This window comes from Pseudoalteromonas sp. S4492 (assembly GCF_005886115.1).
Classification (GTDB): Bacteria; Pseudomonadota; Gammaproteobacteria; order Enterobacterales; family Alteromonadaceae; genus Pseudoalteromonas; species Pseudoalteromonas gelatinilytica.
In genome coordinates, this window is record NZ_PNCP01000019.1 from 38,258 (window position 1) to 59,089 (window position 20,832).

At 39.0% G+C, this 20,832-nt stretch carries 20 protein-coding genes and 1 tRNA gene; 14 read left to right on the forward strand and 7 right to left on the reverse strand.

What is annotated here, in order from left to right; translation table 11 throughout:
* Nucleotides 1–136: 136 nt before the first annotated feature.
* From CWC28_RS05645 to CWC28_RS05655, 3 genes are all read left to right on the forward strand, one after another.
* Entirely contained in the window at nt 137–769 is a 633-nt protein-coding gene (locus tag CWC28_RS05645; RefSeq protein ID WP_063702826.1) for a c-type cytochrome, read from the forward strand.
* Between the two features lie 751 nt (nt 770–1,520).
* Entirely contained in the window at nt 1,521–2,123 is a 603-nt protein-coding gene (gene yihI, locus CWC28_RS05650; protein ID WP_105180098.1) for a Der GTPase-activating protein YihI, read from the forward strand.
* Nucleotides 2,120–2,635: a DUF2489 domain-containing protein gene (locus CWC28_RS05655; protein ID WP_063702822.1), complete on the forward strand. Its 516-nt coding sequence runs from the start codon at nt 2,120–2,122 to the stop codon at nt 2,633–2,635. Before yihI ends, CWC28_RS05655 begins: the two co-directional genes overlap by 4 nt.
* Nucleotides 2,636–2,696: 61 nt before the next feature.
* Here the strand turns inward: CWC28_RS05655 and hemN are convergent, their stop codons facing one another.
* Nucleotides 2,697–4,070 (reverse strand): oxygen-independent coproporphyrinogen III oxidase, encoded by a 1,374-nt coding sequence (gene hemN, locus CWC28_RS05660; RefSeq protein WP_063702820.1) that lies wholly within the window; start codon nt 4,068–4,070, stop codon nt 2,697–2,699.
* A gap of 273 nt (nt 4,071–4,343) precedes the next feature.
* Between hemN and CWC28_RS05665 the strand changes: the two genes are divergently transcribed.
* Together CWC28_RS05665 and CWC28_RS05670 are read left to right on the forward strand one after the other, a co-directional pair.
* Nucleotides 4,344–4,420, forward strand: a tRNA-Ile gene (locus CWC28_RS05665).
* 216 nt (nt 4,421–4,636) lie between these two features.
* Nucleotides 4,637–5,923 (forward strand): hypothetical protein, encoded by a 1,287-nt coding sequence (locus CWC28_RS05670; RefSeq protein WP_138624853.1) that lies wholly within the window; start codon nt 4,637–4,639, stop codon nt 5,921–5,923.
* Between the two features lie 5 nt (nt 5,924–5,928).
* Here the strand turns inward: CWC28_RS05670 and CWC28_RS05675 are convergent, their stop codons facing one another.
* From CWC28_RS05675 to CWC28_RS05690, 4 genes are all read right to left on the reverse strand, one after another.
* Nucleotides 5,929–6,810 (reverse strand): site-specific integrase, encoded by an 882-nt coding sequence (locus CWC28_RS05675; RefSeq protein WP_138624854.1) that lies wholly within the window; start codon nt 6,808–6,810, stop codon nt 5,929–5,931.
* Nucleotides 6,803–7,024, reverse strand: a complete 222-nt coding sequence (locus CWC28_RS05680) for a hypothetical protein (protein ID WP_138624855.1) — start codon at nt 7,022–7,024, stop codon at nt 6,803–6,805. Before CWC28_RS05680 ends, CWC28_RS05675 begins: the two co-directional genes overlap by 8 nt.
* Nucleotides 7,025–7,462: 438 nt before the next feature.
* A complete protein-coding gene (locus tag CWC28_RS05685; protein WP_138624856.1) occupies nt 7,463–9,004 on the reverse strand; it encodes a hypothetical protein in 1,542 nt (513 codons plus the stop codon).
* Nucleotides 9,005–9,032: 28 nt separating this feature from the next.
* Complete coding sequence (locus CWC28_RS05690; RefSeq protein ID WP_138624857.1) at nt 9,033–9,296, reverse strand: helix-turn-helix domain-containing protein; 264 nt, start codon at nt 9,294–9,296, stop codon at nt 9,033–9,035.
* 112 nt (nt 9,297–9,408) lie between these two features.
* On the opposite strand from CWC28_RS05690, the gene CWC28_RS05695 reads away from it, so the two are divergent.
* From CWC28_RS05695 to CWC28_RS05715, 5 genes are all read left to right on the forward strand, one after another.
* A complete protein-coding gene (locus tag CWC28_RS05695) occupies nt 9,409–9,618 on the forward strand; it encodes a hypothetical protein (RefSeq protein ID WP_090493660.1) in 210 nt (69 codons plus the stop codon).
* 59 nt (nt 9,619–9,677) lie between these two features.
* Nucleotides 9,678–10,055: a hypothetical protein gene (locus CWC28_RS05700; RefSeq protein ID WP_138624858.1), complete on the forward strand. Its 378-nt coding sequence runs from the start codon at nt 9,678–9,680 to the stop codon at nt 10,053–10,055.
* A 517-nt stretch (nt 10,056–10,572) separates the two neighbouring features.
* Nucleotides 10,573–10,773 (forward strand): helix-turn-helix transcriptional regulator, encoded by a 201-nt coding sequence (locus tag CWC28_RS05705; RefSeq protein ID WP_033032042.1) that lies wholly within the window; start codon nt 10,573–10,575, stop codon nt 10,771–10,773.
* Nucleotides 10,774–10,829: 56 nt separating this feature from the next.
* Complete coding sequence (locus CWC28_RS05710) at nt 10,830–11,591, forward strand: replication initiator protein A (protein WP_283206519.1); 762 nt, start codon at nt 10,830–10,832, stop codon at nt 11,589–11,591.
* A 586-nt stretch (nt 11,592–12,177) separates the two neighbouring features.
* Nucleotides 12,178–12,927 (forward strand): NYN domain-containing protein, encoded by a 750-nt coding sequence (locus CWC28_RS05715; RefSeq protein ID WP_054561141.1) that lies wholly within the window; start codon nt 12,178–12,180, stop codon nt 12,925–12,927.
* 66 nt (nt 12,928–12,993) lie between these two features.
* Here CWC28_RS05715 and CWC28_RS05720 read toward each other — a convergent pair whose 3' ends face one another.
* Nucleotides 12,994–14,310 carry a tyrosine-type recombinase/integrase gene (locus tag CWC28_RS05720; protein WP_138624860.1) on the reverse strand — a complete coding sequence of 439 codons (1,317 nt, stop codon included), beginning with the start codon at nt 14,308–14,310 and terminating at the stop codon, nt 12,994–12,996.
* A 445-nt stretch (nt 14,311–14,755) separates the two neighbouring features.
* On the opposite strand from CWC28_RS05720, the gene CWC28_RS05725 reads away from it, so the two are divergent.
* From CWC28_RS05725 to CWC28_RS05740, 4 genes are all read left to right on the forward strand, one after another.
* Entirely contained in the window at nt 14,756–15,463 is a 708-nt protein-coding gene (locus tag CWC28_RS05725) for a hypothetical protein (RefSeq protein WP_138624861.1), read from the forward strand.
* Between the two features lie 21 nt (nt 15,464–15,484).
* Complete coding sequence (locus CWC28_RS05730; RefSeq protein WP_063529221.1) at nt 15,485–15,988, forward strand: RNA polymerase sigma factor; 504 nt, start codon at nt 15,485–15,487, stop codon at nt 15,986–15,988.
* 5 nt (nt 15,989–15,993) lie between these two features.
* On the forward strand, nt 15,994–16,563 hold the full coding sequence (locus tag CWC28_RS05735) for a hypothetical protein (RefSeq protein WP_138624862.1): 570 nt from the start codon (nt 15,994–15,996) through the stop codon (nt 16,561–16,563).
* Between the two features lie 151 nt (nt 16,564–16,714).
* Nucleotides 16,715–19,165, forward strand: coding sequence for a carbohydrate-binding domain-containing protein (locus tag CWC28_RS05740; protein ID WP_138624863.1), 2,451 nt, complete (start codon nt 16,715–16,717; stop codon nt 19,163–19,165).
* A gap of 550 nt (nt 19,166–19,715) precedes the next feature.
* Here CWC28_RS05740 and galE read toward each other — a convergent pair.
* Entirely contained in the window at nt 19,716–20,729 is a 1,014-nt protein-coding gene (gene galE / locus CWC28_RS05745) for a UDP-glucose 4-epimerase GalE (protein ID WP_105174456.1), read from the reverse strand.
* Nucleotides 20,730–20,832 lie beyond the last annotated feature (103 nt).

Below are 20,832 nucleotides of genomic sequence, written 5' to 3' on the forward strand. Positions count from 1 at the left end.
AATCTAAGTCAAATCCCTATAAATTATGAGCTTAATGTGGGCAGAAAACGTGCCAGAGAATTTATTATCGTGTAGAATATAGAAATCACAACATCCATATTGTAGATGATACAGGGTCGGAAACAGAGAATTCACCATGAAAAAAATAGCACTATCTTTAACTATATTGCTTGGTACGTTGTCAGCAAGCAACGCAACAGCATTTGATGGCGATGTAAACGCAGGTAAAGAGAAATCGGCAACGTGTGCGGCTTGTCACGGCCCAGACGGTAATGCGCCGGTTAATATCTACCCTAAGCTTGCAGGCCAACACGCAGATTATATCTATAAACAATTAAAAGATTTGAAATTAGGTATGACATCTGGCGGCAAAGAAGGTCGTATGGATCCAGTAATGAGTGGTATGGCTATGCCGCTTAGCGATCAAGACATGAAAGACCTAGCAGCTTACTTCTCTTCTTTAAATATGTCTGAAGGTGCAACACCTAAAGATGTAGTAGAAGTTGGTCAGCAGCTTTATAAAGCCGGTGATGCAGAGCGTGGTATTCCAGCATGTGCTGCGTGTCACGGTCCACGTGGTAACGGTACATCACTTGCAAAATTCCCGAAAATTTCGTTCCAACATCCAGAATACATCAAGTCACAACTTGAAAAATTCCGTGATGGCACGCGTAATAACGACTTAAACGGTATGATGCAAGACATCGCTAAAAAGTTAACAGACAAAGACATCGAAGTACTTTCAAAATACTTAGGTGGCTTACACTAAAGTCTGATTGCCAGTAGTAATACTGCGCAGTAATATGTGATTAGTGTGAAAAAAGCAGCGCAAGCTGCTTTTTTTGTATTTAATCCATGTCGAAATATCCCACACTCTTGTGAGACATTGACCATATCGAGCTGTAAGCTAAATCTTATTTTTATTTCACTTTTAATTGTAAGTCTTTGTTATTGGTTGATTTGATCTTGTTGCAATATCTTATCTGTAAGAAAAATTATATAAATTAGTTGTAACAAAATTATTAATGAGTAAATTAACCACTGTCGCTGAGACAGCAAAAACAACATGGACAATGTAATAAGGAAAGTGATTGCGGCAAGTCTTTAGGGGTTGACACTGGTTAGGTGTCCTAAAGGAAATAACAAAAAAGCGTCAGGATTGACCGAGAATAATAAAAGCTCATGGAAGTTTAATAATAAAAACAAAATGGAATGCTACACGGAAGGTTAAAACAATAACAAAATGGAAAAACAATAATAATAAAAATAATAAAGACTAAAAAGTCGAAGGGAGAAGTGTCCAGATAATTGGCGCTCAGATTAGTAGGCGGTAGAGATGTTTTCTCTACCGCCTTTTTATTTGTCCTGTTACAATAGCCACCGTTTGTACTAAAAGTATGAAAAGTGCGCAGTTCGTCAAGTTGACCAACCACATCCGCACATCGAATTCTTCTGGTTATGCCAGCATTACAATGCCACACAGGCGTTGTGCACAACCTCTTAAGTGAGATGATCAAGATATGAGTAGAAAGAAAAAGTCGCGTAAAATTCCATCGAATGGTCCTGTACGTCTAAGTAAAGAAAAGCTTAGAGAGATGCGCGCGTTAAAAGAGCAGCGAGTTAAAAAGACGAAAGGTGCTAAACCTGGGTCTCGAAATGCGCCAGATGCACAAAGTGCAGAAAACACTGCTGCGAACAATCAACCGAAAGATAAGCGTGTTGGTAGTAAAAAGCCGATTTCTTTAGTTGCGCCTAAGGCTGAGCCAAAAGTTGAAATGAAACGCAACTTAAAGCCAATGGTTGAGCTGAAGAAAGTAACTGAGCCTGAGTTAACGCCAGAGCAAGAGCTAGAAGCGCTAGAAAATGACGAGCGTCTTCTGAAACTGGTAGAACGTCATGAGCGTGGCGAGTTACTAACAGGTAAAGACGCTAAGTACTTTAATAGTCGTATTGCTCGTCACCAAGCTCTATGTGAGCTATTAGGTATCGAAGATGATGAAGACGAGTACGAAGATGACTTTGAAGATGATTTTTACGATGAAGGTGAATCAGACTTCGATAAGTACTTATCTGACGATTTAGCGAACGAATGGTTTGATGACGAAGATGAGGATGAGCGATGAGCACAACCTTGATTATTGCCATCGTAATTGGTGCGGCAATTATCGCAGGGCTTGCGTTTTATGCAGGACAACTTCTGTATAAACTAAAAGAGCAAAATAAGCTTATCGCCAAGAAGCAAGCTGAGCATGAGCAAAAGCTTGCGGCATCAAGAACAAAGCGTAATGCAAAGTTAGCCGATAGCATTCATTTAATTGCCCGTGCAATGAATGAAGAGCAATGTGAGTTCTCAGAAGGCAGCTTGCGCATTTGGGTGCTGATCTCTCAATACAGCTTTGCAGAAGAGTTTGAGTTAAGTGAGCGCTACCCAGGCATATTTAAAATGTACGAAGTAGTTAAAGACATGCCAACCCATGATGCCCGTAAGAAATACTCTAAAAAAGAGATTTTTAAAATGGACACCACTCGCTGGCGTGCTGAAGAGCAACTTAGCGATGAGATAAAAGCAGATTGCGTACGTATCATTGAAGAGTTTAAAGCAGCCCCAGGCAGCGAAAACGTCGTATTCAATTAAACATACGTGCAGTGATTTAAGCAAAATAAAAAGCAGAGCCTAGGCTCTGCTTTTTGTTGGGTTAGATAACTCGTGAGAAACGAGTTTGCTTGATTTGTTGTTGTAGGTGCGCATCAAAGCACATACAAATAATACGAATAAATAAATTACCACGGGCTGTTACTGTGATTTTTTCTTGGCTCACAGACACCAAGCCATCAGCCAGTAGCGGGTCAAGTGCTTGTAGTGCCTCGCAGAAGTAGCTGGCAAAGTTGATATTAAACTGCTTTTCGATTGCAGGAATATCCAGCTCAAACTGGCAGATCAATTGTTTGATCACTGCGGCACGTAACGTATCGTCATCAGTTAAAGCAACACCTTTACAGACTGCACTGCCAAAGCCTTCTTGCACGGCTTTGTAATAGTGTTTTAACTCTTTTTCGTTTTGTAAAATGGCATTGCCAATTTGTGAAATCGACGACACACCCAAACCTAATAAGTCACATTGGCCATGCGTTGTATAACCTTGGAAATTACGATGTAATTGACCCGCGTTTTGTGCAATTGCCAGTTCATTGTCTTTACGGGCAAAGTGGTCCATACCGATAAACTGATAACCCGCCGCTAACATCTGCTCAAGGGTATTTTTGAACATAGTGAGCTTATCGCCCGCAGATGGTAAGTCAGCGTCTTTAATTTTACGCTGTGCTGCGAATCTATCTGGTAAGTGGGCATAGTTAAATACCGACACGCGATCAGGGTTTAACTCTATCAGCTGTGCAATCGTCTCTTTAAAGCTCTCTGGTGTTTGCAGTGGCAAACCGTAAATCATATCGGCATTAATAGACTTAAAGCCAAGTTCACGAGCCTCACTAATCAAGCCTTTTACAGATTGCACACTTTGCGGGCGATTAACCGCCAGTTGCACAGCATCATTGAAATCTTGAATACCAAACGAAACACGATTGAAGCCAAGCTTACGTAAATGAACTAGCATGCCATCAGCTAAAGAGCGAGGGTCAATCTCAATACCGCGCTCGGCATCATCAGCAAAATTAAAATGCTGTTCAACCAATGCCATTAAGCGACTCATTTGCTCTGCCGATAAGAACGTTGGCGTACCACCCCCTAAATGCAATTGCTCAACCTTATAATCGGCAAAAAGTGTTGCTTGCTCAGCAATTTCAAGCGCTAAATTATCTAGGTATAAATCGGCTTTAGATTGATGACGAGTGATTACTTTATTACAACCACAGTAATAACAAAGCTGACTGCAAAAAGGGATATGGATATACAAGGATAAAGAACGGCTTTTCGATGCCGCAATCGCGTTAATCATATCTTGTTGGTTATAACCATCAGCTAAAGACAATGCTGTTGGGTAAGATGTATATCGAGGCCCAGAAATATTGTACTTGTTGATCAGAGATTGATCCCAGCTAGGTAAATTTATCACAGTCAGCGCTCCGCAATTGATTGAGCGGCTATTTTAACGAGTTTAGTGATTTAGCTATTTGATCTAGAACAATGTCGGAGGCTAGAAACTAATCGGCATGCTTTAAGGTCGTTGTAAAAACAAAGAGTTTACTATTTGAGCAGTTGATTTAGTGATTGTTAAAATAAAGGGTTTTGCTAGTGACAAGGTTACAAAAACTTTTTATACTGCATCCCGCTTTAGTCAGTTAAACCTGCTAAACGCATCAAAAAATTTAGCTTTCGCTAATACAATGGCCCCTTAGCTCAGTTGGTTAGAGCACACGACTCATAATCGTTAGGTCCCCAGTTCAAGTCTGGGAGGGGCCACCATTTTTACAAGCTTCCTAAGTAAACACCTACTAACAGAAATCACCCTGTGCTACCTCTGTGCTACTTTTTATATTAAGTCAAAATCTTAGATATCAAAAATGTTTATACGTGAAAACTGCAAATTATTTATTCAAATTGTTTTAACTGAGTATCTATGTATTTAGAGCTCTAATCCATTAACATACACTGAGATTCAATAATCATCAGGAATGTTTAATGGCAAAGTCAAAATGGACCGACTCTTCTTCTGTTAATGAACTTCTTTCCAGAATAGAGAAATTAAAATTAAAAGATGGCCAGCAGTGTGGAATGATCGTAACTAAAAAAAGTTTTAAATCAGCTTTTAATTCGAGACGGTTTGATAATTACCTAATGCTTCTAAAAGAGTTAGTCCGATTTGATTCTGAAGTTCCTGATGCGGTTAAAGAGCAAATATTACATGATGCTGTTTGGCACGCAGCTGATATGGAACAGTTGCAAAGTGGTTATATCGGAGGTCAAATAAAAAAGTTAGAAGCAGAGTATTTGGCAAAAGAATCAAAAAAATACTATTTGATTACTGCAGTATCTATAACTGGTTTAAAAAGCAAGCGCTTGATTAAAACTCCTAAATCTATAATAACGATTTCGAAATATTTTCCAAAAAAATTTAAAAAAAGTTATGACTTTCAAGAGGTGCATACGGTGTACCCTAAAATTAATCAAAAATGTTACTCTTGGGTTGTCATAGAAGTGTGCGCAAGGTGCGAACACGCTGCAGCAGAGGTTGCGCTTGAGCAACTAGACTATTGGCGTGGAATATTTAATATTTTTTTTAATCATAACAATACTAGAACTTCGTTTGGGAAGCCTGCTCCAATCAACAAGATAACCAAATATCCATATCACTCACTTCATATGGAAAATGGCGATAAAGCTTCTCCTTTTTATTGGTTTGATCCAAATTTTAGCTATGAAACTTCATCATTGAATGTCTCTAAAAGTTATGAGAGAGCTAAAGTTTTTTATCATAAGCTATCTAGTGGTATTGAGGATTGCGGGAGTCGAAAGTTTTTTCTTGAAATATTGAATCGCTATTGTGTTTCTCTTGATACTGCTAATATGAATAGTTCATTTTTAGCTATGTGGTCACTATTAGAGTCATTAACATTTACAGGGAAAGAAAATTATGATGTTACAATTGCAAGAACATTAATTTTATTTAAGGATAAATTTCACCTCAGACTTGAGTTAGAGCTTTTGCGAAAGAAACGTAATATGGCAATTCACAATGGGCAACAATTTGAAGAGGCAGAAAAGTACGCTTATTTATTAATGAATATTATTCATGAGTACATATTCTTTTTGGTGGTGGCTATAAGAAAAAGTAAATCTATCGAACAGTTAACGTCCGCGCTAGATCTCCCTCCGGATAAGGCTAAACTCTTAAAAGCTCGCCAGCAACTTGATGATGAAATAAAAAAATTAGATTTGCTTGAGAGCCTTATAAGGATCGAAGGTTAAAGAGTTTACCTTAAATAAACCTCAGTTATTTCAGCCCTGAAATGGCCTAGCTCTTGCGATACTGTTTCGAGAGCTATTGCCCTACTTAATCCGAAACTCCTTAGCTCAGCCATTCTCTCTTGCGCGTAGCTATGCCTAAGGCCATGCCCGCCATTAGAAAAAAAGAGTGTGCGGCTAGATGCTTTTGAGAATGAGCATGACCATTTATGACCACCACCAATATCATAACGTTGCAAATAGTTAATTTCCCTATCACGAACCGTTATAGGCTGCGCTAAGCGCCTTTGTTCTAGCTGTGTAGCCAGTGCGTTAGGTATTAGTACATCACGGATTAGGCCTCCTTTGCCTTTCACTGTATAAATACAACCTTCTCGACCAAGCCATTTGCTGTCTAGTGCTGGACGGCTATCTGCTTTTCGCTCTGATACTCTGGCAATTGTTAAAAGTTCATGAGCTCTTAACCCTGCTGCGTAGGCTATTTGTGTAGATAAATTATATTTTCTAGTTTGATGTTCACTGATTGCGTGAGCTTGAGCAGGAATATATGCGCGAGACTTTTCGATTACCTCTTTTTCGGATTTTATTACGGTCAGCGTTTCTTTAGGGCCAAGTTTGCCACTGAGTTTAAACATAGCTTGAATTGCTTGCCGTTCCATATCCAACGTTTTTTGACCAGCAAACTCACTGCGGTAATCAAGATATTTATAAGCATCTTGAAGGCTCATACCCTGTACACCATTAATTCCAATATCTTTTGACCACCGAGCTATTTTTATAAGTGCAGCTTTATAACTTCGAGCAGTACCTAGAGATTTAATAATTTTGTGCTTAAATAAGTTTTTAGCTAGCTTTTCCGCTTGCGTTTCTGGTTTTGCGAACTTAGGCATTTTTATCAACCCACCGTTTTACAGTTGTCCAATGTGCTCTCACTCCTTTACGCAAGAGCCATCTTTGTAGGTTGGCTATATTCGTATCTTCTTCGTAAAGAGCCAGAAGTCGTTGTTTATGTTTATCGAGCTTGGATGGCTTAAATCGTTTTTTACTGATCAATTTTTTCTCATTTTTTAGGCGCTGTGCTTCTGCTTTAGCATTAAAGGTCATAGTTATTCTCCGATGTGATTGTAAGAAAAACTGGCTGATTAAGCTCAGCGGCTAACGCCTATTCGCCCCTGTTTTACGCATGCGTAAGGCTCGGACTGATCGCGCCTAAAAATCAAAAGACTTGGTTTTATAATGAAGCTAAAAGCTTCTGAAATGGGGGTTACAGAGAATGTAACAACGTGTTGAAGGCAGCAGAAAAGCGCCTGTTTTTTTCTTGCCCGTAGGGCTTGATTAACATTTAGATTAGCAGCTTTAATTAATATTTCAATCTGCAAATAAAAATCTGCGTGTAAGGTGCTCAAGAGCCCATACCCCGCTATGTGCAAGCCTATTTTAGGCTTCTACATAGCGGGGTATGGGCGAAGCCCAGAAAAGAGGAGGCAATTGCTCATGATGCCTCAGTTTATAATTGATGATTTAGAGCATTGAAAGTGCAATTTAACTTTCACTTTTATTAATATTCTTTAGAATAAATGTATCTGGTTCGATTCGAAAATATCGCTCTTGATATTCATATTTAACTCTTAGGGCTATCAAAGAGTTTCTGAAAGTTTCGTAAAAAGGGCGAATTTTTTGAGTTTCCGCTATGTAGGGTTTTTCTAACATATATTTTGCAAGAGCGACGCCCCACTTGGGTCCTTTAAGCACATTATTACTCACGTAGGAGAAGGATTTATATTTAGCTTCAAATGCTTTACCAGTCTTTACTTCACTCCAGTCTTCTTCTTTGATTCTTGAAACATCATTATCATTTTCAATTTCTAATTGGCAAACTACCTCGATAAGCTCATTCAGAGTGAAGTTTCCAAACTCAAAATCAGGGTTATTTGCGTTAACATAACCAACTATTACATTCTTAGTTAATTGCTGATTGATTGCTTTTACTACTGGACGTACATCAGTATCAAAAGTAATAAAGCTTAAACGCCTCAGTTTTCTATCTTGTTTTAGGTTATCGGAGAGCCTAAGAGCTGCGTTAGCTTTCTCTTTCCCTACAGCACCTTTGAGGTTTATAAGTTCAATACCTACATTAGAAGCACCTGGTAACATATGATTAGCAGCGAAGTATTCAGTTTCTCCCTCTAGGTACCATCGAACAATGCTTCCTGTGTGTAGCCCAAACTCAAAAGCTAAATGTGGTTTGCTTTTTGCGGAATCTTTAATTGGAAAAATTGAGCCATAGGCTCGTTCTCGGGCTTCGGAGGTCCATTGAGAAAAAGCTATATCTTCCTCTGGCCACTCAACTTTATGAATACTTTCAAAGCCAAGCCTTATTACTTCTGCAATGTGTCTTATCCACAAAGCTGCCGCTATGTGACTTTTTAATTTTTTTCTTTTTTCCCATGGGGATAGGCGTAAAAGTACATATAAGTTCTCATTGCCATCAAGTTTTGCAGCAATACATCTCAACTCTGTGTGCGCTTTTGACCAAAACTCTACATCTAGTTTTTTTAGTAAATTATGCACATCCTTTTGATAGGAATTTACCAGGTTATCAAATTTAGTTTCATCATAAAAAGTACTGAATGATTTTTGTGATGTGATACAAGGCCAATATAAAGGTTCCAGTATTATTGCTAAACTAGATATCAAGTCGTATTCATTGACTCTTTTTTTGATAGCTTCTAATTTCGGGTGCGTATTCATATACTGCTTCAGGAAATCAAAAAAGTTATCCCTATCGATTGTTGAAGTAGGGGTTATGCTTAAAGAGCATTGTTCTATGGCTATATAAATAGGCAAAAGGCGAAATGGGTGAAACACAACCCTGTGCTGTTCTGCTAATTCATCAGAACTTATCCAATTTAATCGTTTAAATTTACTTGGGTCTCCAGTCACAGCCCCACCGACAGTAATTGAACAATCACGGGCGAATTTTATCATCTGAGATTCTGTTAATAACTTATTTTGGGTGATATCTGAGAGTAGTTCCTTGTTTTTATTAATGAAGCTAATTATTTCATTCTGATTGTTTTTCATATAAATCCCTAATATTTGAACCTTCTTGTCAGTTCATGAAATTCAAAATTTTGTTAGCTAATTCATCCTCAACACAATACAAGTAAGCAGTTGGCACTTCTAAAATATCAGCCAGAGCTTTCACTGTTTTAAAGTCTGGAGAATGCACTCCTTTTTCGTATTGGTTCATTCTTGCTGATGCTGCAAATTGATCCATTCCAGCCAAAATTCCCAACTGTTTTTGCGATAGCCCTTTAGCTTTTCTTGCCTCTTTTAAGCGTTTTGGAAATGGTGATTCGTCATTAGTTTTCATTATTTATTGTTCTTAGCTTGAAAACTAAGAGTTTCTTAGCTTTAATTGAATCTAGATACTAAGGAATACTTAGCTTTTGCTTTTGTAACGAATTTAGTTTGGAGGAATGAATATGCTTGAAACGTTTGTGTGTGTATTGGTCGGGGCTATCTACTTGCTGGTAAGTATATTTACAAGCGATGAGCAGTCGTCGAACGAAAACGAGCAACTAGATCAATTGAATGATGGTATGGGCAATATTATCGCTGATGGTGAATTTATGTCGCGTGAAGAAGCTGAAGATGCACAATCACGTGGAGAGCTTTACGACACCTATTACTAATCACTTCAAGAATAGGGCAGTGTTCAAAATTAGGCATGCCTAATTTTAAGGAGCAATGTATGTTACTTTTAGAGCTATACAAAAATGTTGAGCTAAGGCCATTTATACCTGTAGTAGCTGAGTTTCAAAGCCGCTTAGCTGGTATCGAAGCTGAATGTGAACCATTAGGGCTATCATTTGAGAAAAAAGTGCAGTCAGAGCAGGAAATCTTTTTTGCTTTGATTTCTCAGAAAGCACTGGCTTTCGATATAACAAATGAAATAGGTGAGGTTTGGGATATTAGATTAGAGCCTTTCAGTCATTTTAAATCTCGAAGCAAAAAAATCACTTTCCCCTTCATGGGCTGTAATGAGCAGAAGCAACAAAATATTAGTGAGTGGATTATTGCTTTGTGTAATTGGGAAGGATCTTTTCTATACTCAAGTGCAAAGCATTAGCAGAGATTGCAGTTATGACAATATACGAATGGTTTCAAATGTGGATTTTAATTGTGTTAGCGATTCGGGCTACTCGACGCTTCGACAAGCTGAAAAATGATCTTTTTGCAGCAATTAAAGAAGGCAGGGTATAGACATGGCTCCCTTGTTAGTTGGTTGCGCTTTGATTCTAAGTCTTGTGATCTTCTTCGCTATTTTGTTTCATTTCAATTGTAAATGATATTGCATAGAACCTCTCCAAAAGCCTACCTAAAAAGATTATCAAGCAAATTTTTTTGTAGGCCTTTTTACTAGCTAACTCCAAATGTAAAAAATAATACATATAAAAATCAGTTGTTTAATTTTATTAATAACTAAATTAAGTTACTTTTCCTCTAAACTGTCAAAAACCCCCCGAAAGTTACCCCTGTTTTTCAAGGACAAGCTTCTTACCACTTAATTACCATTGTCGCTCAACTAATTAATAATGTGTTGAGCTAATAATTGAGCTCAACGCTTACGCTTTGAGGTCAATATAATGGAAAAGGTATTTTATCGTTCAGAAGAAGTAGCCGACTTACTTTTTATCAGTAAACAAGCTCTTTTTAATCAAATCTCTAAGAACAAACAAGGCTGTGGAAATTACCCGTTACCACCGCATATTAAAATTGGTGCTCGATTACTTTTCCCTGTTGAAGATTTTCACAACTGGTTAGCTTCTCAACCAAGAAACAAGTAACGTTAGTTATGGCGTATTTCGAGTGCAAAATGACTCATGTCAATTTGAAATCAGATATGTTTTCAATGGTGTGGCCTGTGTTTGCATTAGACGGGAAGTCTAAAGGTGTTTTGGATTTTTCATATAAAGGCGTATCGATAAAAATTGTTCCGAGCGTCCTGGGTCGAGCAACCATCAAAGATAAAGAAGTGCTCATTTATTGCTTGAGTCATATCATGGCTGCAAAAAATGCTAAGTTAGAGCTCAGTAACACGGTTCGCTTCAACACTTATGACCTCCTAAAGGCAACAGGGAGAGGAACATCAGGAAAAGAATACAAACTTGTTGAGAAGGCTTTATATCGACTCGCAGGGACTTTAATTACGACTGATTATAAGTTTAATGGTCGAAGATTTTTGGAAAGTATGGGCCTGATCGAAGGCTTTAAGTTAATCGACGGTAGTGGTTTAAGTTGCTGGCAAGTAACATTGCCCGATTGGCTCATTGAGACGGTTGATGACAATGATGTCTTAACATTACATGATGATTACTTTCAATTATCCAAACCATTTGATCGCAGACTTTATGAAGTCTGCCGGAAGCGTTGTGGTAGACCTTCTAAGCAAGTTATAAAGCTAGATAATTTACGAGAAAGAATCGGTATTAGATCGTCATTGTCAGATTTAAAAAAGCGGCTTAGAAAAATAGAAAAAATACTCGATTACTTATTGAAGGTTGAAGGCGACAGCTTATTTATTTTTCGTGATACTGAAAGTGGAAGGATGGAACTCGCGAAACTTAACTCCGAACTTTTTATGAAAAGGATAAACACAGGTTAGTGTCGTACTTTTGATCTTGAATAACATCGTACTTTTGATCTTGAATAGTATCGTACTTTTGATCTTGAATAGTATCGTACTTTTGATGAAAGCTGTCGTACCTTTAACTTTTTTGATTCGTACTTTTGATTTTTTATATCCTCTGTAGCCCTTGTACTAGCTGTATATTCAATGTTCTAAACAAGGAAAAGTTCTAAACGTATTTATAAATAAAGAAATAAACCTTGCAGCTATCTTTTCAGTTTTTAGCTAAATTATAGATTAGTTACTTTGGTAACTATGAAACTTTGGTTTCGGATATGGGGTTTAGTGTTATTTATAGTGATGCGGGCTCCTCTAAATCAATTAATTTCAACTACCTACTGAATTGAGGGTAGTTAATTTATTACTTTATGAGATATGAACGATGTAATAAAATACTTTTAGTTTGTTTATGAGCAAATTAAGTTAACTCATCCGACCAGTTTGTTTTCTCTTTACAAGTAGCTGGTAATTTACGATGATTACATCACGGCTCAGCACGGTGCATGCTCAAATTTATTAAGGAGTATCCACGGTCCTGAGCTTTTTACGTTTAAGGGATAGAATGAATCGAAAAATAGCATTCTTTATTGATGGTGGGTATTTTAAACGCAGAGTAACTTACTTTCATCGCACATTTTTTGATGTGGATAATTTTCCACTCACACCCGACGCACTCCAATCCGTCCTATACAGACTTGTTAGTAAACACAAACAAGACTTAGAAAGAACCGACACATATAGAATCTATTATTATGATGCTCCTCCTTTTGATGGTCAGTATCGTGAACCTGTACCTCAAAACTTAGAAGAAACTTGTAGAACAAGAAATTTTAAGAGAGAGCCAAGTGTTGAATTTCAAAAAAGTTTTCACTCTAAGTTACAATCGTCTAGAAAGTTAGCCCTTCGTATGGGTAAGCTTGCAAACCATAAACGATGGATTTTAAATGAAGAGGCACAAAAAAAATTAATTAAGGGAGATATCGATGTTACTAATCTTTCTCCGAGCGATTTTTACTTAGACGTAAAACAGAAAGGTGTTGATACACGTCTCGGTATTGATATAACAACTGTTACTTTGCGAAAATTTGCAGACACAATTGTTTTGATGGCAAGTGATGCTGATTTTGTACCTGCGGCTAAATTAGCTCGAACACATGGAATGGACGTTGTGCTAGATCCTTTATACGGAAATGTTGATCAAGATTTAGAATGTCATGTTGACGGTAAAAGGTCTTATGATATTGTCTCTATTTTAAAAGACACTCTTCAATGTGAGCCAAGTCAACGACCAAATTGGTGGAACAGAGAGTAGTAGGTACGGTTACGTAAATAATCTTGTAATCATACCCTTGTATTTATAGTGTTATTTTTTATCTCTTTATTCCATTAAGCTACTCAGTAACTCAACTTTTTGTTCTTTAGTTAAGCTTGCTAACAGACTTTTCATTTCACTCATTTGATCATCAGGTTTTTGCTCAATCAAACCTGCATATTTGGCTATTGTTTCTGTTACTTTTTCTGCAGGCTCTTTAAGCTCCTCAGCGGTTAAAATTAAATAACCAGCAGTCACGTCACTTTTATCTGTAATATGGTTTAGAAGGCGTTTCAGGAGGTATCCTGATACTCCGCTACTCTCAGCCATTGATGTAAATGTACGGCGCAAATCATGCGAAGTTATTTTTACTCCTGCAATTTGGCATACATGTTTTAACGTTTTTTTAGGATCAGTGAGGTAGCCCTTTTTACTGTTTGTCCCAAACACATAGTCAGATACCTTATATTCTTTTCGTCGATTAAATATCTCAGCTAATCGCTCTGTAATTGGAAACTCAACGTCCAATCCGTTTTTTGTATCTTCTAAAATGAATATCCTATCTTCAAGGTGCACTTGTGACCATGGAAGTTGCAGTAGCTCAGACCTTCTCAGGCCTGAAAAGGTTAAAAATTCTAGGTAATCACAAAACGCAACGCGGCTATTCTGACGATATTTGGCAGCTTCATTTCTAACTTCATATAATGCGTCTACAAAAGGTTTGAGCTCTGAACGACGCAGTCTTGTTGTTTTACGCTTTACATTATTCCAGCTTCGTTTTTCAGAAAGAGCATCTACAGGATTTTCTGGAAATAATGAACGACCTTCTGAAGATTTGTATTCAGCCTTAGCAAAGTTAAATAAAGCACGCATTAGGCGCATGGTATAATTTGCCTGAGCAGGGCTTCTTGAGGTGATTTCTCGTTGGCGTTTTAAAATCATTGTTTGATTAATATCGGCTAAGCGCTTGTTATGCCAGTCCGGTAGATAGCAGTCCATTTTTTGCTTATAACCTCTTTCAGTTATAGGCTTAAGATCTCTAGATTCGATGTATGAATCAAAAGCTTCTTTCAAGGTAACTGAAGCCGCTCTAAACTGGCGCTTAAGGTCATTAGGATTAATACCCTCAGCGATATCTGCCATTACCTTTCTAGCCATTCGCCTTGCATCATCGAGTGCAATTGATGGAAAGTAACCAAGGGTGACATTAATAGGGGTGTCTCTCCCTGGGATCTTTTTATAAACTCTAAATGATTTTTTACCAGCTACGCTCACATCTAAAATCAGTCCTGACAATAGGCTGTCATAATAGCGAGTGCGTTTACCGTTTGATTCAATCTTTTCAAGCGACAATTCTGTGAAGCGAAATTTTGTGTCAGACATATGGTGCTACCTCTGTGCTACTTTGAACGTAAAATTTAACGTTCTGAAATACATAATGATTTATGCATCAGAGGTATGGGTTATTCAATAACCCTATGATATAGCTATGAAAATTAGTAAATAGTTATATCAAAAAGTAACTCGTAGTAAGTCCTTGTTTTGCAACTCATAATCGTTAGGTCCCCAGTTCAAGTCTGGGAGGGGCCACCATTTTCTTACTGTAAAAATCCAAAATTAAAGCTTACAGCTGTTTTTATAGCTGCGTTCCACCTCTTTTTAATCCTTAAAATTCAATGAAATAAAATTATTTTAAATTTTTTAAAAATATTTTGTCAGGTTTTCTGTGTTTGTCTCGTCTATAGCTGCAAATGACACGAAGTTGTTCTATTTGGTGGTAGCAATAGGCAGTGTCTTATGTATCTATTTTTACGAAAAGGACAAACTCATGACGACTACAACATCAACTGTGAATACGCTAAAACTTGATTCAACAAATGCACCATTTAGTGATGCTGCTCTTTGGTTAAAAGAAGGGTGGGGGCTATTTAAAAAAGCACCGTTTAAACTTTTTTTACTTATGACGCTGTTCGCTATTGTGCCTGGTTTAGTGCAGCTATTACCTGCACCTACAGGTTTAACAGTATCAAAATGGTTAGCGCCTATGTTAATGGCAACGGTGTGGCCATTGTTGTTTAACCTGAATAATCAGCAAGGTTTTTCATTTAAGCACAATGCAACATGGACGAAGTGGGGGAGAGTTGCCGTGTGGTCAGTTGTTGGTATTTTACTGGCGCTGTTGCAATTTGCTGTTGGGAGTACTTTGATTGGTAGTGAGCAGTTATCGGCTTTATTGTCAGGTCAGTTTGTTGATGTTGAGCGCTGGCGCGTAGGGGTCATGTTTGTATCAATTGTTCCTGTAAATATGTTGCTTATGTTTGTGGTACCTCTGTTACTTTTAAACAATGCTTCGCTTAGTGCAGCTGTTAAAGAAAGCATTGCAACGGCACTAAAGGTGATTAAACCATTAAGCATGCTTTGTTTGATTAATATGCTCGTTACCTTTGCTGCCCCTTATAGTCTTTTACCTATGTTGTTGGTAGGGCCGGTATTAGCATGTACCTACTTTTGTGCCTATAATCGTTTGTTCAAATAATAATAAAAACATGGAAGTACAGTGAAAGCTGATGTTCAAATAAACACATTGCTGAATGAATACGCGCCGCTGTTGGCGCGTGTTGCTGCAACCTACGAGATCAATCTAGCGCTACAAGATGAGCTAATTCAAGAGATGTCGCTGGCTGTTTGGCGCGCTTTTGAAAGTAATGACTCATCACCCGATGTTGCCTTTCGTGGCGATGCCAGCATAAAAACCTATATTGCCCGAATAGCTCACAATAAAGCGGTTGATCATGTGATAAAAGAGCAAAACCGCAAAGAGGTGGCAAGCTCTGAAAGTATTGATTACACCCAAGCCTTAAGTGCGCATAAGTCACCAGACGACAGTTTAGATTTAATGGCTGCCCTTCGTAAATTAACGCTGAAATATCGGCAGGTGCTTGCTTTACAGCTTGAAGGGTTTAATCAAAGTGAGATAGCTCAAACGCTGGGACTGTCTGAAGATGCTGTTGCTAAACGTGCAAGTAGAGCAAGACAGCAAATTGCGAGCCTAATGGAGTAAATAAAGTGGATAGATTCGAAGCAGATGATCAATTAGCTAAGTGGCAGCAGGCATTTGTGCAAGCAACGCCGAAAGTGGATAGTGCAGCGTTAATAGCACAAACGCAAAAGTCGCGAACTAAGTTAAAGCTAAAAGGGTTAATCGACTCATTTTTAGGTGTTGTGGTAACCGTATTTTGTATTTACGCCATGTTATTTGAGGCAAAAAACACCTATGAAACCATTATGTTTGCGCTATTAGTGCCTATTCCTCTAGGTTTTGGAATTTGGTCATACCGTTTAAGACGAAAGCTTTGGCGAGCAGAAACACTAGACGTTAATGCAATGCTTAATTTTAAAGAGAATCAGCTGAAGCACCAAGTTCATTACTGGCGTGTGAGTTTTATTGGCTGCGTTGTGCTTTGGTGCGCTTTGTTAATCGTTGCCTTGTTTAATATGGTTATGTTTAAAACATACAGCCTATGGCTCATCCAGCTGGGTATAAATGGTATTATCGTGCTGGCTGTTTATGTACGCTATAAAAAACTAAAAGCACAGCTAGCTGTAGCGCTTGAGAGTATTCAAGCGATGCGCTGATGAGCGGCGTTGCTACTTGAGGTGGCCAAATTGTGTTTATAGTGTGGAAGTATTGTGCTTATACAATAAAGATGCCTCCCGACCTATAGTAGAGCGCCCTGTAACTGGCTAAAAATACACCTATGTCAATACTGAGATATAGGGAGTATTTATGACACATGTTGTGAAATGTTTGCTTTTATCGATCATTATGCTGAGCTTAGTTGCCTGTGGTGACAGTGGCTCAGACAATCAAGAAACGGTGAATTCGGCGGCTATTGCGATTGCAGGGGTCGATCAAAGTGTCGAAGCGGGCACATTGGTTACGTTAGATGGCTCATCAAGTAGTGATGAAGATGGTGACACGTTAACCTATCAATGGTCTTTTGTTAGCGTACCTTCGGACAGCTCCGCCAGTCTTACAAATGCAACCAGCGCATCTGCTACTTTTACTACAGATGTAGTGGGGAGCTACCAAGTACAGCTTGTTGTAAGCGATGGTGAAGACACAAGTAGTGCAGATACGGTTACTATCACGGCAAGTACCACTAGCGTTGAAAATACAGCACCTGAAGCCGATGCTGGTACTGATCAAACTGTTGAAACGGGCACGCTCGTCACTTTAAATGGCGCGTCGAGTAGTGATGACGATGATGACACATTAACTTATCAATGGTCTTTTGTAAGTATGCCATCAGGCAGCGAAGCAACCCTCTCAAATGCAACGAGTGTCTCTGCTACTTTTACTGCAGATAGCGATGGCGACTATGAAGTACAGTTAATAGTGAATGATGGGGCAGAGTCGAGCAGTGCAGATACAGTGACAATTACTGCCTCATCGACAGCTGCAACTAATACCGCGCCCATAGCGGAAGCGGGCGACAGTCAAAGCGTTGAAACTGGAGCTGAGGTGACCTTAGATGGTTCATCAAGTAGCGATGAAGACGGCGATACACTTACTTATCAATGGTCATTGTTATCAACTCCGACAGACAGTGAAGCCGAATTAACGAATGCAACAACGGTATCCCCCTCATTCACAACTGATTTAGACGGTGTTTATACCATTCAATTAATCGTTAATGATGGCTCGCAAAATAGTACTGCTGATACGGTAGCTATTACAGCGACCACGAGTACATCATCTGCAGATACCATTACTATTTTAGACTACAACCCTTCAGGAGCAGCAGAAGGAGATACTGACAACACAGGTGAAGATGAAGACGACCTTGTTGAAAATGCTAGCTTTGATGGCACTGTTATTATTAGTTATGCCGATACCAGCGTGTCGGTAACAAATCCGTTTGAAGACAATGGTGTTGAGATTAGCGTTGATGGTGCTGATGTGACTGTTGTGGCAACCATCTCGGGAGTTGCGTATGACGTCGAGGGCTCGAGCACTGAGGGCTCATTAAAGATCTACAGTGATAATAAATTTAAACTGGGTTTATCAGATCTTGAGCTTGTAAATAGTGATGGCCCTGCCATTAATATTCAGTCTAAAAAAACGGTGTTCGTCATTTTAGAAGGTGAGAGCTCTCTTATCGACGGTACAACGTATTCAGATATTCCTGACGATGAAGACGCTAAAGCGACCTTTTTTAGTGAAGGGCAACTCATTTTTAGTGGCTCAGGTGAGTTAACCGTGACGGCTAATTACAAGCACGGGATTGTCAGTGATGATTATATCCGTGTACGTGATGGCACTATTATTGTGACTGACGCAGTAAAAGATGCCATTCATACCAATGATTATTTTATTGCTGATGGCGGTAGTTTTACGCTTGCAGCACAAAGCGACGGTATTGATGCATCTGAGGGCTACATTATTATCAATGATGGAGTCTTTAATATTGACGTGCTCGATGATGGTATTGCTGCATCTTATGATATTAGCGAAGAAGACGAGCCGGATGAGTCAATCACTCCTAATGTAACGATTAATGGCGGCACTTTTACGATAACAACCTCAGAAGGTGAAGGAATTGAAGCGAAAAGTGAAATAACCATTAACGATGGGCAATTTGAGATCAACGCGTATGACGATGCAATAAATGCTGGCGATATGATTTATATTAATGGCGGTCAGATCTACGCGTATAGCAGTTCAAATGACTCGGTTGACTCAAATGGCGAAATTACTATCACCGGCGGTGTTCTGATAGCGATTGGTAGCAGTGCACCAGAAGCAGGGATCGATGCAGATAGCAACACGATTAAGTTCACAGGGGGCACAATTCTTGGGCTCGGTGGAACCACAAGTTTACCAAGCTCAACCGAAAGCACACAAAATAGCATCGTGCTCGATGGGGTTGCCAAAGACAGTATTTTACATATTCACTCAGAATCACAAGACGAAGCGCTTACTTTTTTAGTGCCTAAACAAGTTGCGACCATACTCTATTCAAGTGCCAAATTGAGCTTGTCTGAAAGCTACGATATTTATGTTGGCGGCAGTGTGAGTGACGGTGAAAGCTTTAATGGTTTGTATACTTCAGGAGAGTTCTCATTAGACGGAGCTAGTTTGTCAGAGTCATTTACTCTTACTGATGTTGTTACTCAGTTAGGAGGGCAAACTGGCCCAGGTGGTGGCGGTGGTCGAGGTGGCCCAGGTGGTTAGTGATTTATAATTAAGCCTGCATTTAGTGCAGGCTTAATTTTTACTGGCATGAAATATTAATCCGCCATACCTTGGCTAAGCGCTTTTATAAAAGGAATCGCTATAATACCAACCCGCAATAATACTTAATCATTTTGAGGGATTAAACCTGTCGCTAACTGCGTTAAAAATTTCTCATTTACGACTGCATGGATGCAGAAGGTAGAGCAATGCAGGAGCAATTGCCGAGCACAACTAAATAACGAAGTTTTTGTCTTGTTATCAATGAGGTTTTATTGTCTCAAAATAGACTACTTAATTAAGCGGATTGGTATAACTTGACGAGCTGTTCCTAAAACTTATATAACTTACTATTCAAATAATAATAAAGGATATAGAGATGGAAGTTTTATACAGTATTTTGTTTTGGGGATCGCCTGTCGGCTTAGGGTTGTTCTTTTTCTTATCGTGCACGGGGGCAGGGATACTTTTCTGGGGTATTGCGCAGCTTAAGAAAGCTTCATTAAATTAAAAAGCCGATGTGTGAACATCGGCCTTAAAATGATTTTGACTATTTGTAACCGTTCGGGTTATTGCTTTGCCAGCGCCATGTATCTTGCATCATCTCATCGATACCACGCTCTGCTTGCCAGCCAAGCTCGTTCAACGCTTTTTCTGGAGCTGCGTAGCAGGCTGCAATATCGCCCGCTCGACGCGGCGAAATTTGGTATGGTACAGCTTGACCGCTGGCTTTCTCAAAAGCGGTAACCATTTGTAGTACTGAGTAACCATTACCTGTGCCAAGGTTAAATACGTGCGCACCTGTATCACTTGCAATTCGGTTCAGTGCTTTTAAGTGACCTAATGCTAAATCGACGACATGGATATAGTCACGAACACCCGTTCCATCTACAGTATCGTAGTCATCCCCAAATACACCTAGCTTTTCTAGTTTACCCACAGCGACTTGCGAAATATAAGGTAATAAGTTGTTAGGAATACCGTTAGGGTCTTCACCGATAAGGCCAGATTCATGAGCGCCGACAGGGTTAAAGTAACGTAAGATAACAAAGGCAAAGCGTTCATCTGATTTCGCGATATCTTGCAGCATCATTTCAACCATAAGCTTTGATGTGCCATACGGGTTAGTCGTGCCGCCAACTGGGAAGTCTTCACGAATTGGCAGGCTTGCAGGGTCACCGTATACGGTTGCTGATGAGCTAAATACTAACTTAAACACGCCAGCATCACGCATAGCATCAACCAGAGTCAGCGTACCTTGTACGTTGTTTTGATAATACTCGATAGGTTTTACAACCGATTCGCCAACCGCTTTTAAACCTGCGAAGTGAATAACACTATCAATTGTGTGTTCACTGAAGATTTTGTCTAAGCAGGCTCTATCTAAAATGTCACCCTGATAAAATGTGACGTCTTTACCCGTGATTTGTTTTACGCGAGCCAATGACTCATTTGATGAATTGCTTAAGTTATCGAGTACAACAACGTCAGTACCTTGTTGTAATAACTCTAATACGGTGTGAGAACCGATGTATCCGGCTCCGCCGGTGACTAAAATGGTCATAAAATATCCATGAACTATACCTGGTTGAATTAGACTTATTTCATCACATTTCGGCCTAAATTACATGAATAAATTGTGACTTATAGCGATAAAGCAAAAATAT

What these genes read in the sequence shown, in the direction of transcription:
- CWC28_RS05705 (WP_033032042.1), top strand. Translation starts at nt 10,573, where the DNA reads ATGGAAAAGGTATTTTATCGTTCAGAAGAAGTAGCCGACTTACTTTTT.
- CWC28_RS05715 (WP_054561141.1), top strand. Translation starts at nt 12,178, where the DNA reads ATGAATCGAAAAATAGCATTCTTTATTGATGGTGGGTATTTTAAACGC.
- galE (WP_105174456.1), bottom strand. Translation starts at nt 20,729, where the DNA reads ATGACCATTTTAGTCACCGGCGGAGCCGGATACATCGGTTCTCACACC.
- CWC28_RS05740 (WP_138624863.1), top strand. Translation starts at nt 16,715, where the DNA reads ATGACACATGTTGTGAAATGTTTGCTTTTATCGATCATTATGCTGAGC.
- CWC28_RS05725 (WP_138624861.1), top strand. Translation starts at nt 14,756, where the DNA reads ATGACGACTACAACATCAACTGTGAATACGCTAAAACTTGATTCAACA.
- CWC28_RS05680 (WP_138624855.1), bottom strand. Translation starts at nt 7,024, where the DNA reads ATGACCTTTAATGCTAAAGCAGAAGCACAGCGCCTAAAAAATGAGAAA.
- CWC28_RS05720 (WP_138624860.1), bottom strand. Translation starts at nt 14,310, where the DNA reads ATGTCTGACACAAAATTTCGCTTCACAGAATTGTCGCTTGAAAAGATT.
- CWC28_RS05675 (WP_138624854.1), bottom strand. Translation starts at nt 6,810, where the DNA reads ATGCCTAAGTTCGCAAAACCAGAAACGCAAGCGGAAAAGCTAGCTAAA.
- CWC28_RS05670 (WP_138624853.1), top strand. Translation starts at nt 4,637, where the DNA reads ATGGCAAAGTCAAAATGGACCGACTCTTCTTCTGTTAATGAACTTCTT.
- CWC28_RS05700 (WP_138624858.1), top strand. Translation starts at nt 9,678, where the DNA reads ATGTTACTTTTAGAGCTATACAAAAATGTTGAGCTAAGGCCATTTATA.
- CWC28_RS05685 (WP_138624856.1), bottom strand. Translation starts at nt 9,004, where the DNA reads ATGAAAAACAATCAGAATGAAATAATTAGCTTCATTAATAAAAACAAG.
- CWC28_RS05655 (WP_063702822.1), top strand. Translation starts at nt 2,120, where the DNA reads ATGAGCACAACCTTGATTATTGCCATCGTAATTGGTGCGGCAATTATC.
- yihI (WP_105180098.1), top strand. Translation starts at nt 1,521, where the DNA reads ATGAGTAGAAAGAAAAAGTCGCGTAAAATTCCATCGAATGGTCCTGTA.
- CWC28_RS05645 (WP_063702826.1), top strand. Translation starts at nt 137, where the DNA reads ATGAAAAAAATAGCACTATCTTTAACTATATTGCTTGGTACGTTGTCA.
- CWC28_RS05710 (WP_283206519.1), top strand. Translation starts at nt 10,830, where the DNA reads ATGTTTTCAATGGTGTGGCCTGTGTTTGCATTAGACGGGAAGTCTAAA.
- CWC28_RS05695 (WP_090493660.1), top strand. Translation starts at nt 9,409, where the DNA reads ATGCTTGAAACGTTTGTGTGTGTATTGGTCGGGGCTATCTACTTGCTG.
- CWC28_RS05690 (WP_138624857.1), bottom strand. Translation starts at nt 9,296, where the DNA reads ATGAAAACTAATGACGAATCACCATTTCCAAAACGCTTAAAAGAGGCA.